We start from the raw sequence: 12,785 nt of genomic DNA on the forward strand, positions 1-12,785 counted from the left end.
CGGATCCATGATGAGTCCCCGGATGCGCCCTGATTGGACCTCGGGATGGCTCTCGCGATGAGCAGGACCCATCCGATCAACGCGCAGACCGGCGGCCGTGAACCGCCCTCGGGGGACGATCCACCCAACGCCAAGCCGCGAGCAGTCCAAGCGCCGCGGCACCGGATGCGATCCCGAAGGTGACCCCGGCACCCTCGGCGCTCCAGAGCAACCCTCCGATCAGACTGCCGAGCGCACCGCCCGCGCCGAAGCTCAGGCTGTTGTAGAGCGCCTGTCCGCGCCCCTGGGTGCGTCCGCGGAAGTACTGATGGACGAGATGGATCGCCGCAGCGTGGAAGGTCCCGAAGGTGGCGGCGTGCATGAGCTGGGCAAAGATCGCAACCGCCGGGATCGCGACGAAGGTGCCGATCAGAAGCCATCGCACGAGCGCGATCGCCAGACTCCAGATCAGAACATGACGCGCACCGAAACGCTCGAGCAGGTTGCGCATCACCAGAAACACCAGCACCTCGGCCACGACGCCGAGCGCCCAAAGCGCGCCGATCGCCGAGGTCGAGTATCCCACCGCCGCGAGATGAATCGAGTAAAAGGCGTAATAGATCCCGTGACTCGCCTGCATGAGAAAGCAGGCGGCGAGGAACGCCATGACCTCGGGTCGGGCCAAGAGCACGCGCAATCCGGGCGTAGCCTGATCACCCGTGACGGGCGCACTGTCCGGGACGGTGAGGGTCGAGAGCCAAATGCCGACGAAGAGGACCAGCACCCAGATCGGTACCACGCCCATCGGCGCCGACTCCAACTGCACGCCCAGGATCGCCACCACCAGGATAAACCCGACCGAGCCCCACAGCCGAATCAGGGCATAGCCGGCGGGCCGATGTCCCAGATGATTGAAGGTCACCGCCTCCATCTGCGGAAGGGATGCGTTCCAGAAGAAGCTGAACAGGACCATCGCCACGGCGATGGTCCAGAAATCGTTGGCCGGAAAGACGCCGAGGAAGGTCACCGCCGAGACCAGCGAGGCGAGGCGCACGATCGGCATGCGCCGACCCGTGATGTCGACGATATGACCCCAGAGCATCGGTGCGACGATCTTGGTGCCGACCAGGATCGCCATGAGCTGACCGATCGCCAGGGCGTCGAACCCTTTCGATTGCAGATAAGGCCCCCAAAAGGGCACCAGTGCACCGAGCGCCGCGAAATAGAAGAAGTAGTAGCCGGAGAGTCGCCAGTAAGGCATCGCCTCTGGCCAGGCGCTGAACCGCGTCCGCTTTGACATGCTTTCTTTGCGCCCCGGATCGACCTTACGCTGGCCCATCGAGGGCATCGTCGACGCGGTTCAGTTCATGAAATTCTTGACCGACCGGCATTGCGCAAACGTCGTGGGCGGGAATGACGCGGGACAGGCACCGAATCGGCTCCCGCCGCCGCGGAACCGGCTCAGGCGGCGATCGGCGGGGTGGGCGGCACCACGCCGGCGTTCTGGCCGCGGTGCCGCAGCAGGTGATCCATCAGGACCAATGCGAGCATGGCCTCGGCAATCGGCGTGGCCCGAATACCGACGCAGGGGTCGTGTCGGCCCTTGGTGACCACCTCGATGGCCTGACCTGAGGTGTCGATGGTACGACCCGGCAGCCGGATGCTGGAGGTCGGCTTCAAGGCGATGCGCACCAGCACGTCTTGACCCGAGGAGATGCCACCGAGGATGCCGCCGGCGTGGTTGGAGAGAAAGCCCTCGGGGGTCATCTCGTCGCGGTGCTCGGTGCCCTTCTGCTCGACGCAGGCGAAACCGGCGCCGATCTCCACACCCTTCACGGCGTTGATGCTCATCATGGCGTGGGCGATGTCGGCATCGAGCCGATCGAAGACCGGCTCGCCGAGACCCGTCGGCATGCCGCTCGCCACGACCGTGATGGCTGCGCCGATGGAGTTGCCCTCTTTGCGCAGGTCGTCCATGTACGCCTCGAGACGCGGCACCGTCTCGGCGCAGGGACAGAAGAAGGGGTTTTGCTCGACCTGATCCCAGTCGAGGCTTGCGGGACGGATCGGGCCGAGTTGGGACAGATAACCGCGCACCGAGATGCCGGCGTGCTCGGCCAAGTATTTCTTGGCGATCGCCCCGGCCGCGACCCGCACGGCGGTCTCGCGCGCGGAGGATCGTCCGCCGCCGCGATAGTCGCGTCGGCCGTATTTCTGGTCGTAGGTGTAATCGGCGTGTCCGGGGCGATAACGCGCGGCGATCTCGGAGTAATCCTTCGAGCGCTGATCCTCATTTCGAATCAGCAGGCCGATCGGGGCGCCGGTGGTACGGCCCTCGAACACACCCGAGAGGATCTCCACCGTATCGGACTCGCGCCGCTGGGTGGTGTGACGCGACTGGCCGGGCTTGCGCCGATCCAGATCACGCTGCAGATCCGCGGCTTCAAGCGCGAGCCCCGGAGGACAGCCGTCGACAACACCGCCGATGGCCGGACCGTGACTCTCGCCGAAACTGGTGAAGACAAAGACCCGCCCGAAGCTGTTGCCGGACATGATTCAGTACGCCAGCGGGGCAATCGTATCGGCGGGGTTGAGCCAGGCATTGCCGCGCGCGAGGATCTCCCGCGTCAGGGTGCTGGTGGCTTGGTGCAGACGCACGCCGTTGAGGATGTAGTCGTAACGCGAGCTCAAGTAATCGAACTCGGCCTGGAACAACAGACGTTGCGCATTCAGGACATCGACCTGGGTGCGGGTACCGACCTCCTGACCTGCCTCGGTGGATTCGAGCGACGACCTCGCCGAGACGACCGCGGCTTGACGAGCCTTCACGTCCTCGATGCTCGAGATGACGCCCCGAAAGGCGTCCTTGACCTGTTGATCGACCTGTCGGCGTGTCGCGTCGAGCTGATCTTGCGAGGCGCGGAAGTTGAACCCGGCCTGACGCGTCCGCGAGGCGACCGCGCCGCCCTGATAGATGGGCACGTTGAGCGTGAGTCCGACGAACCCGGTGTCCGAATCCGTGTTGAATTCGGCACCCGAGCGGGCAACGTCGTAGCCGGCCTGCAGGTTCACCGACGGGTAATAGCCCGAGCGCTCGATCTGGATCCCCTTCTTGGCCGCGCTCACCGCCTCGCTGGCCGCGATGATGCCGTAGTTCGAGCGTCCGGCGGTTTCGGCCCAGATCTCGATGTTGTTGGGCTCGGGCGGGGTCAGCGGCAGCGTGTCGCCGAGTCGCGCGAGCGGCACCTGGATCGGACCGACGATGGTCAGGAGCGCCTGCCAGGCATTGTCGAGATCGTTCTTTGCCGTGATCAGGTTGGCGCGCGAACGGTCGTATGCGGCCTGACTGTCGTTCACATCCGTGATGGCGACCAAGCCGACCTCGAAGCGCTGCCTGGATTGCTCGAGCTGACGCTCGTCTGCTCGAACCAGTGCTTCCTGCACAGTCACCGCATCGGCGGCACGCAAGACCCCGAAGTAGCGATCCGCCGTATTGACCATCAAGGTGATCTGGGCGTCGCGGTATTGGGCCTCGGCCTGCGCGATGATGTTGTCGGTCTGTTTCAGGGTCATCCAGTTGGCCCGGTTGTAGACCGTTTGGCTGACGACGGCTTGGGCACCCTGGGTGCCGAAGCTATCGTTCCTGCTGAAACTCGTCCCGAAACTGCTGGTTCCGCTCGAATCGACGTTTTGATAGTCCACCGTTCCGACGACGCTCAGGTTCGGGAGCAGAAGAGAGCGGGCTTGGGGCATGACCTCGCGTGTTGCGAACAGCTCCTGCTCTGCTTGACGGATCTGGGGGTCGCTCTGAACCGCCAAGTCGTAGATCTGCAGGAGATCCTCGGCTTGGCTCGCCGATGCCAGACCGCAAAGCAATGCGGCGATCAGGGTCGAAAGGCGTGTTCGCATGTTGGATTCCTTGGTCGGGCTCGCGGGGTCAGGTGATACCCTGAAGGCCTTCAGTATAGGGGACAACGGGGCCGGCTCTCAATCCGGGGCCCTCTGCACGCTCGATCAAACGGAGATGTCGTCCACCATGGGCGCGATCATTCGCAGCACCTTCCGACCGGCCTGGTGGCTTCCCGGGGCGCATCTGCAGACGCTTTGGCCGAGTCTATCGCGACCGCGTCCGCGACCCGATCTCGCGCGCCGGCGCATCGAGCTGGCGGACGGGGACTTCATCGATCTGGCTATCGGCCATGGCGCAGGGCCGCGGGTCATGGTAATCCACGGGCTGGAGGGCAGGCTCGAGTCGCACTATGCCGCAAGCCTGGTCGAACGCTTGGAGCGCGAGGGCTATCAACCCATCTTCATGTTTCTGCGGGGGTGCTCCGAGGAGGCGAATCGGCTCGACCGAGCCTACCACTCCGGCGCTACCGAAGACCTCGCCGAAGTCCTCGCCGTCCTGCAAAACGACCCGCAGGGCCCACCCGGCGCCGCAGTAGGTTTCTCGCTCGGCGCCAACCTGCTGCTCAAATATCTCGGCGAGACCGCACAGCCGGCATTGGGCTGTGCTGTGGCGGTGTCCGTGCCCTTCGTCCTGCGCGATGCCATGCTCAGGCTGGATATTGGCTTCTCGAGGATTTACCAAAGCTATCTCATTGATAAATTAAGAAAAAGCCTACGGCGCAAATTCGCGACCCGCGACTTTCCGCTGGACGTCGAGCTGGATGACATCGGGGACTTCAACACATTCGACGACCGCATCACCGCGCCGCTGAACGGCTTCGCCGGCGTCTTTGATTACTACAGCCGGGCGAGCTGCCGCGGCTTTCTCCCGCACATTACGACGCCGACGCTGATCATCCATGCGCTCGACGACCCCTTCATGTTCCCGACCACCGTGCCCCGGGAGCATGAGCTCGGAGCCGGCGTCACCCTGGAGCTTGCCGAGCATGGCGGGCATGTCGGCTTCATCGCGGGCAACTGGCCCGGCCGACCGCACTATTGGCTCGAAGAGCGGATCATCGTCGGACTCCGGGAGCTCGGCGCCGATACCGGGAGTCGTTGTTGACCGAAACCGGGTCCAGAGCGAGCAGCTCACTTGCGCGTGAGCTCGAGGTTTTTAGTTGTTGCCGTTAGCTCACGCAACACGGCAAGCCCAGGCGCTCGGTGTGCGCAGCGCAGAATCGCCGACCGTCCGGCCGTGTGTCGATCGAGATCCACCCGAACGCCGCGCCGGGCTGCGGCATCGATCTGCGCCTGGCTGATCGCAACCTCGCCGAAGACCGAGATCACAAAGCCGCCCGGAACGGGTGGCGGCGGGGCAAAGTCGGTCCCGTCCACCAGCGCAACCCAGGCCGGGATGAACTGCGGGCCATAAAAGTCGAAGAAGCCATTGGATCCGCGCAGATGCACCTCGATCGGTCGCCCGTCGATCATCTCCAGGTTGCACAGCCCGCTGTAGCCGCGCAGATGCGCAGCAATCCAATCGGCGATCACAGGCTCCAGCTCGGGCAGATCGGCCCCGATCTCCCAGTAGACCGGCCGCTCACGATCCTTCTCGTTCGCGCCTCGGGTATGCGCAAACCAGACCGCCCGGCCGTCCTGGACCAGGCAATCCGTGCTGGTGTGTGGACCTTCGAGCCGCTCGCACCAGAAGCTACCCGGCTCGCTCGGTACCGCATCGGCCGGCACGGCACGGGCGCGCACCGCCATTCCGGCGAGATTGATCATGGGTTTGACGAACACCTGAGTCGCCGGGTCGACACCGCAGTCGCGCGGGTCCACGCCGCAGGGCGCCGCGCGCAATCCGGCGCCCAGCGCGAGCGAGAGCTTGTCGTAAACCTGGCGATGCGCCGGGTTGAGCCGCCAGGCCGCCGCATCGTTCACGCCCACATCAGGCTTGGGCTGCGGCTGAAACAGCGACTCACGCTCGGGTAAAACACCGATAAAAGGCAAGATACAGACTCCTGGTGTCAGGGACGGGTGCGCCGGGCAGACGCCGGAACAACAGCTCTTATCTCAAGCTTCGAGCGCAAAGGCCAGTTCTCGGGTCGACCGGAAAAACCCGTCTTCATTCCGGAGCGTTTGGGCAACCTGCGGCGGCGCGAGACGATGGCTCAACTGCCCGGCGTGCCGCTTGGTGACTCCAGCCCCGGCAAAGGCGACACGCCAACTCCAGAGCGACTTTGGGCCGGATCCGAAAGCCGGCGTCGATATACCCCAGTAGGGGGATCGCTTAAACTTCAGCATTATCGCTGGAGATTCCCAACCGGAACTGAGTTTCATCCATGACAGTCGCGGTTCTTCCCCCCTTCGTGCAGGCAGACGGTGTTGACCGCCTGCAATGGCGGCTGGTTCTGCCACTGCTCGCGCCCACGCGCCTGATCGGTGCCGGCGGCGCCCCGATCGACCAAGACCCGGGCGAAAAGATCAGGCGGACACGCGACTGGGGAGTGCGTTGAGCGTGACGCGGGAATCCGCCGCAGTGCGCGAGAGCGAACAACGTTTCCGTGACCTCTTCGAGTATCTGCCCATTCCCTATCAATCTCTGGACATCCATGGCTACTGGCTCGACGCGAATCCGGCCATGGCCAGGCTCCTTGGCTTCGATCATCCCGACGAGCTGCTGGGTCTGGATTTCGGGGATTATTGGGATGACGCGTCGCGCCAGTATTTTCCGGCCACCTTCTCGGCCTTCAAGAACACCGGCGCAACCCGCGGAGAATTGCGGTTGCGCCGCCGCGATGGCTCATCGATCACCGTCATCCTCACCGGGCGCATCCAGCACGATGCGGACGGTCGCTTCCAACGCACCCATTGCATCCTCACCGACATCAGCGAGCGGCGGGCGATGGAGCAGGAGATCCGTGCGCTCAACGCCGACCTGGAACGCAAGGTCGAAGAACGCACCGCCGAGGCGCTGGCCGCCAATGCGGCCAAGAGTGAGTTCCTGGCACACATGAGCCACGAGCTTCGCACCCCCATGAGCGGGATTATCGGCATGGCCGAGCTGACCCTGCGCACCGATTTGAACGAGCAGCAGCTCGGCTATGTGCAAAAGATCGCAAGCTCGGCCAACTCCCTGCTCGGCATCCTCAACGATATCCTTGATTTGTCCAAGATCGAGGCCGAGAAATTACAGATCGAAAAGGCTGGATTCGATCTGCGACAACTGATCGAGAAGGTCATCTACCTGGTCGAAATCACGGCGCATGGCAAGAACCTCGCGCTCACCGTCGACTACGCGCCCGACTTGAGCCGCTGGTTTGTGGGCGACAGCCTGCGGATCACGCAGGTTCTCACCAATCTGTTGGGTAACGCCGTGAAGTTTACCGCGGCCGGCACGGTCAGCCTCGGCATCCGCCAACCGGTAGCGGGGCGGTTGTGTTTCGCGGTCCGCGACACCGGCATCGGGATGACCACCGAGCAGCGACAACGGCTTTTCCAAGCCTTTACCCAGGCCGACAGCAGCACCACCCGCACATTCGGCGGCACCGGTCTCGGATTGGTCATCAGCAAGCGCCTGGTGGAACTGATGGGGGGCACCATCGAGGTCACCAGTGCGCCGGGCCAGGGGAGCTGCTTCAGTGTCGAGATCGATGCCCCGGAGTGCGACGCGCCGGACTCCGGTCTGCTCGCGGGAAGGGCGGTGCGCATCTCGCCGGAGGGCATGGGCGACCAGAGCATCCCGGCGGGGTTCGCCGGGCGCCGCATCCTGCTCGTCGATGACTCCGCCATCAATCGCGAGATCGTCATCGGCCTGCTCAAGGGAAGCGATCTGCTCGTTGAAGTGGCCGAGAATGGCCAGCAGGCGGTGGAGCGCAGCCAGGAGACGCCCTGGGACCTGATCCTGATGGACATCCAGATGCCGGTCATGGACGGTCTGGAGGCCACCCGGTGCATTCGCGCCTTTGATCCCGAGGTTCCCATCATCGCCCTGACGGCCAACGCGTACAAAGAAGACATCGACGCTACCCTGTCGGCCGGCATGAACGAGCACCTCACCAAGCCCATCAGCAGGCAACAGCTCCTTGCGGCGCTGCGCAGATACCTCAAGCCGATGCCCGATCGCAAACCGCAGGAGCATCTGTCGTCGTCCACGACGCCATCCATCGTCCCGGCGCCGACCGACGACTTTCCGGAGATAGCGGGCATTGACCGGGTGCGCGCCACCCAGTTTTTTGAAGGCATACGTGCCTTGTTTCTCCGCTTATTGGCAGGCTTCGCGGACGACTACGCCGACGTAGCGAGGCAGACCGGGCGCGATCTGGCCGCCGGTGATCGGCCGAGTGCCGCCATGCGGATGCATAGCTTGCGCGGCATCGCCGGCCAGCTTGGTGCGCTTGAAATCGCCGCGTCGGCCGGAGCGCTGGAGAGGGCCATTCAACAGGACGCGTCGGCATTGGATGCGTCGATTGCGGCCCTCGACGATCAGGTCAGCGCATTGATCGCGGCCATTGCATCCTGGCGCAGAGGTAGCGCGGCCGATTCCACGTCGGCGGCGCCTGTATCCGCGCTGGCGGACGCACTGACGCTGCTCGATGCCGCGGAGTTGGCCGGGTTACGCGATGCACTGCGTGCGCAGAACCTCAATGCCTTAAGGCGTTACGAGGCGCTGCAGCCCGCACTCCTCACCGTCCTGGGTGAGGCCAGGACAGCAGAGATCGGGCGCGCCATCCATGGCTTGCGCATCGACGAGGCGCTGTCCCTGCTGGATGCCTGTGGCGAGACCGAGGACCGTGCGACCGGGCCTGGATCGAGCGCATGACACCTCCACCGAGAATCCTGATCGTCGATGACGATCCACTGGTCATCGCGTCGTTGCACGGCGCGCTGGAGGGCCTCGGCGACCTGTTCTTTGCGACTGGCGGCGCCCAAGCCCTGACTTTGGCGGCGGAGCGCCCGTTCGATCTGATCCTGCTTGATGCCTGGATGCCCGGCATGGACGGTTACGCCACCTGTCGGGCCCTGCACGCCGACTACCCCGAGATGCCAATCATCTTTGTGACGGAGGACAACAGCATCGGCGGCGAGATGCAGGCACTGGAGGCCGGCGCGCGGGACCTCATCAGCAAGCCGATCAATCCGCCCGTGGTCCGCGCGCGGGTCAGCGTCTATCTCATGCTCAAGGAGCAGACCGACAAGTTGCACCGCAGCGAGGAGCGACACCGCCTGCTGGCCGACAATGCATCCGACGTGATCTGGACCATGAATCTCGATGGCCAAATGACCTATACGAGTCCATCCGTCGAGCGGCTGACTGGATTCACGCCGTCCGAGCGCATCCTGCAATCACTATCCGAGATTTTCACCCCCGCATCCCTGGCCATCGTACTCGAAGGGCTGGCCGAGATGATCGAGGCAGTCAAGGCCAGGCGCCCGACGGACCATTTCCGTGCCGAGCTGGAGGAGTACTGCAAAGACGGCTCGACCATCTGGACTGAGATCACCGCGAACGGCGCCTACGATCCCGGGGGCCGATTCATCGAGATACTCGGCATCACCCGCGACATCAGTGAGCGCAAACGCCACGATCGTGATCTGCGCCAAGCCCGTGATGACGCCGAAACGGCCAACCGGGCGCTGCACATCGCCAACGCCGAGCTGCGTCAGCTTGCCAGCACGGACGCGCTCACCGGGGCCTGGAACCGGCGGCATTTCGAGCAGACCGCTGCGGCCGAGATCGCCCGCATCCAACGCTACGGCGAGCCGTTGTCGTTAATCCTGTTCGACATCGACCATTTCAAGTCGATCAACGACAACTGCGGTCACCAGATGGGGGATCAGGTACTCGCCGAGCTGACGCAACGGGTGCGCAGCACGCTGCGAGCGAGCGATCTGCTGGCCCGCTGGGGCGGAGAGGAATTCGTGGTGATGATGCCGCACTGCGGGGAGACCGAGGCCATGCACCTGGCGGAGAGGATCCGCACCCTGGTTGGGACCAGGCCGTTCGGCACGATCGGAACCGTCACCGCCAGTTTCGGGGTGGCGCAATTCGCACCGGGCCAAACGCTGGATGCCTGGTTCAAACGGGTCGACGACGCCCTCTATCGGGCAAAGGAAGGGGGACGTAACCGTGTGGTCGCCGGCGCGGACACCATACCCGGCGCTGGAACCGTCAGTCTAAATCTGCGCTGGCGGGCCGGTTATCGCTGCGGCGACCCGGTCATTGACACCGAGCATCACGAGCTCTTTCGGTTGGCCAATGCGCTCCTCGACCTCGCGATCATTGAGCCGCCGCCCGACGCCCTGCTCCCGTCCATGGATGCCCTGCTGGCCCACGTCACGGATCATTTCGCCCACGAAGAGGAGATTCTCCGCCGCCGAGGCTATGCCGACCTCGCTCGCCATGCCGAGCTGCACGAAAACCTGATCACTCGCGCCCGGGACCTGCGCAGTCAGGTCGCGGCTGGCCTCCTGGAATTCGGCACGCTGGCGGAGTTTCTTTGCAAGGACGTGGTCGCGCGCCACATGTTGCAGGATGACCGCGTCTTCTTCCGGGTGTTTGACCGGTCGGACGCTGCTCTGCCCTGCACCTGAGCAGCCCGGAAGACGGAGGGCGGATACCGGCGGCGGGGGCAAATCGCTTCCCGCGCCGAGCACCCCGGTTCGGTCCAGTGGGCCACCGGGGCCGTCGATACGCCGGTTTTCTCCAGTCGTTGTCGTCATCGATCACCGATACGACAACGATCATGATCTCCGAGGCTCTCGCATGCTCTGTACTGCTCCGTTAGGTGCTCGGCGCTACCCGTTCCACCTCGCACAGCAACGACTTGAACGGCGGAAACCCGCTGATCGGATCCAGGTGACGGTCGTCGGTCAGCTCGTTGATGTTGGCGTCGTTCCGGCCGTGGGTGCAGTGCACGACGCCCGGCTTGATCCGGTCGGTCACCTTGGCGAGGAAGCGCACCGCCCCGCGCGGTGAGCTGACCATGACGTGATCCCCGTTCTCGATGCCGCGCGGCGCCGCGTCGTCCGGATGGATCTCGGCCAAGGGGTGGGGGATCGCGCGGCGCATCCGCTCGATGGTGTTGTGCTGTGAATGGGTATCGAACTTGGTGCGTGCCCCGCTGGTCAGGACCAGCGGGTAATCGACCGCCAGCGCGGGTGTGGAGATCGGGCTCTCGGCCGGCTCGCGATAGATCGGCAGTCCGTCGTGACCGGCCTCGCGCAGCTCGATCGAGTCGAACTCGACCTTGCCGGACCGCGTGCGGAAACCGCGCAGCCGATAAAGCCGATCCGCGTCCATGAAGCCGTTCTCGACCAGATCCTCGATCGCCTCGGCATAGACGACCACGCCGTCCGGGTTGTCGTAGACCTCCCGGCGGATCTCTTCCGGGATGCCCTCGGCCGCCTCGGCCCAGGAGGCCGCCAGATCGCCGTTCCAGAATTGGTCGGCCATGCCGAGACGCACGCCGAGCTGCAGGAAGATCTCGCCGTCGGGCCGGGCCTCGCCCTTGGGCGCGACGATCGGCCGGCGATAGCGTAGCTCGCCCTGATAGGCGCAGCCGGGATAGGCGATCAGTGCGGGACGCTCCAGACTGGTCGCCGCGGGGAGCACGAAGTCCGCCATGCGCGTGGCCGGGTTGTGGAAGAAGTCGGTCGCGACGAAGAAGTCGAGCGCGCCGAGCGCGCGCTCCATCCGCTTGGAGTTGGGCCACATGGCGGTGTTGATGCCCATCGCCAGCAGGGCGCGGATGCGCTGCGGGCGCCCGTCCAGGATGCAGTCGGGCAACAGCATGCTCTGGGCCGCCGGCCAATAGCGGGTCCAGACCGGATAGACCTCGTCGCCGACGCGCGGCGGCAAATGGGTGCGGCAGTAGTCGAACAGCTCGATCGGCTTCGGCGCAGCCTTGTCGTTGAAGAAACGGTTGCCGCCCTCGCGATCCAGGTTGCCGGTCACCGCCGAGAGCAGGATGACCGCCCGATGGTTCTGGAAGCCGTTGCTGTGCTGGACCGTCGCGGTCGGCGAGAGCGTGATCTGGGCCGGCGGGGTGGTCGCGAACAGCTCCGCGGCGGTACGCAGATCCTGCTCCGCGATCCCGCAGATCTCGGCAACACGCGCGGGCGTGAAGTCGCGGACATAGTCACGGAAGCCCTCGACGCCGTTGCCCCATTCGTCCAGAAAGGCTTGGTCCTGCCAGCCGTTCTCGAAGATCAGATGATGGAAGCCCAAGGCGAGCGCACCGTCGGTGCCGGGGCGGATCGCCAGGTGGATATCGGCCTCCTCGGCGAGCGGCGTGCGGCGCGGGTCGACCACGATGAGGGTCTTGCCCGGCCGGCGCAGCACGAGCGGGTGCGTATCGAAGGGCGGGATCGAGCCGCGCGGGTTGGTCGACCAGATCAGATGACAGCGGGTCTTGGGCGAGACGACCGTGGACGTGGTCTTGATCTTGTAGCCGAAGGTCACCTTCTCGGCCACCATGGTCGCGGAGAAGCAGCAACCGCTCTCGGTCAGGTAGTTCGGCGAGCCGAAGGCATGTGCCAGACGCTGCAGCTGAGGGCGCGCCTCTTTGGTGTAGCCGGCGAAAAAGCCCACGGCCGGTGCACCGTGCTCGGCCTTCGCGGCGCTCAGGCGCTCGGCGATGGTGTCGAGCGCCTCGTCCCAAGAGACGCGCTCGAACTCGCCGCTCCCGCGCGGCCCGATGCGCTTGAGCGGATAGAGGATGCGCTCGGGATGGTTGCGCCGATCCAGCTGTACATAGCAGCGAGGACAATCGGGGCCTTGGACGCGGATCGGCTCGCCGTCGTCGTCGAGCTCGACCTGAATCCCGCAGTTGGCATCACACTCGTAACAGGTACTGGTTTTCCACGACATACGACGGTGATCCTGAAGCTCCTTTTAGCGATGCACTGGAATT

The 12,785-nt window shown here is 64.8% G+C and carries 9 protein-coding genes; 4 read left to right on the forward strand and 5 right to left on the reverse strand.

The features are described 5' to 3' along the window. Nucleotides 1–76 precede the first annotated feature (76 nt). The 3 genes from B4N44_RS10275 to B4N44_RS10285 all read right to left on the reverse strand — a co-directional run bounded on the left by B4N44_RS10275 (nucleotide 77) and on the right by B4N44_RS10285 (nucleotide 3,888). Complete coding sequence (locus B4N44_RS10275; protein WP_296700437.1) at nucleotides 77–1,240, reverse strand: MFS transporter; 1,164 nt, start codon at nucleotides 1,238–1,240, stop codon at nucleotides 77–79. A gap of 200 nt (nucleotides 1,241–1,440) precedes the next feature. Then, nucleotides 1,441–2,532, reverse strand: a complete 1,092-nt coding sequence (aroC, locus tag B4N44_RS10280; RefSeq protein ID WP_296700288.1) for a chorismate synthase — start codon at nucleotides 2,530–2,532, stop codon at nucleotides 1,441–1,443. 3 nt (nucleotides 2,533–2,535) lie between these two features. Further along, entirely contained in the window at nucleotides 2,536–3,888 is a 1,353-nt protein-coding gene (locus B4N44_RS10285; protein WP_296700291.1) for a TolC family outer membrane protein, read from the reverse strand. A gap of 127 nt (nucleotides 3,889–4,015) precedes the next feature. Between B4N44_RS10285 and B4N44_RS10290 the strand changes: the two genes are divergently transcribed. Further along, nucleotides 4,016–4,993: a hydrolase gene (locus B4N44_RS10290; RefSeq protein ID WP_296700441.1), complete on the forward strand. Its 978-nt coding sequence runs from the start codon at nucleotides 4,016–4,018 to the stop codon at nucleotides 4,991–4,993. 26 nt (nucleotides 4,994–5,019) lie between these two features. On the opposite strand, the gene B4N44_RS10295 is transcribed toward B4N44_RS10290, so the two are convergent. Then, a complete protein-coding gene (locus tag B4N44_RS10295) occupies nucleotides 5,020–5,880 on the reverse strand; it encodes a hypothetical protein (RefSeq protein ID WP_296700296.1) in 861 nt (286 codons plus the stop codon). Between the two features lie 332 nt (nucleotides 5,881–6,212). Between B4N44_RS10295 and B4N44_RS10300 the strand changes: the two genes are divergently transcribed. The 3 genes from B4N44_RS10300 to B4N44_RS10310 are packed head-to-tail and all read left to right on the forward strand — an operon-like array spanning nucleotide 6,213 to nucleotide 10,464. Further along, a complete protein-coding gene (locus B4N44_RS10300) occupies nucleotides 6,213–6,386 on the forward strand; it encodes a hypothetical protein (protein WP_296700297.1) in 174 nt (57 codons plus the stop codon). Nucleotides 6,387–6,388: 2 nt separating this feature from the next. Continuing rightward, nucleotides 6,389–8,692 (forward strand): ATP-binding protein, encoded by a 2,304-nt coding sequence (locus B4N44_RS10305; RefSeq protein ID WP_296700300.1) that lies wholly within the window; start codon nucleotides 6,389–6,391, stop codon nucleotides 8,690–8,692. After that, on the forward strand, nucleotides 8,689–10,464 hold the full coding sequence (locus tag B4N44_RS10310) for a diguanylate cyclase (RefSeq protein ID WP_296700301.1): 1,776 nt from the start codon (nucleotides 8,689–8,691) through the stop codon (nucleotides 10,462–10,464). Before B4N44_RS10305 ends, B4N44_RS10310 begins: the two co-directional genes overlap by 4 nt. Nucleotides 10,465–10,654: 190 nt before the next feature. Here B4N44_RS10310 and B4N44_RS10315 read toward each other — a convergent pair whose 3' ends face one another. Continuing rightward, a complete protein-coding gene (locus B4N44_RS10315) occupies nucleotides 10,655–12,742 on the reverse strand; it encodes a molybdopterin-containing oxidoreductase family protein (protein ID WP_296700304.1) in 2,088 nt (695 codons plus the stop codon). Nucleotides 12,743–12,785: the final 43 nt, after the last annotated feature.

This window comes from Thiocapsa sp. UBA6158 (genome assembly GCF_002423035.1).
Classification (GTDB): Bacteria; Pseudomonadota; Gammaproteobacteria; order Chromatiales; family Chromatiaceae; genus Thiocapsa.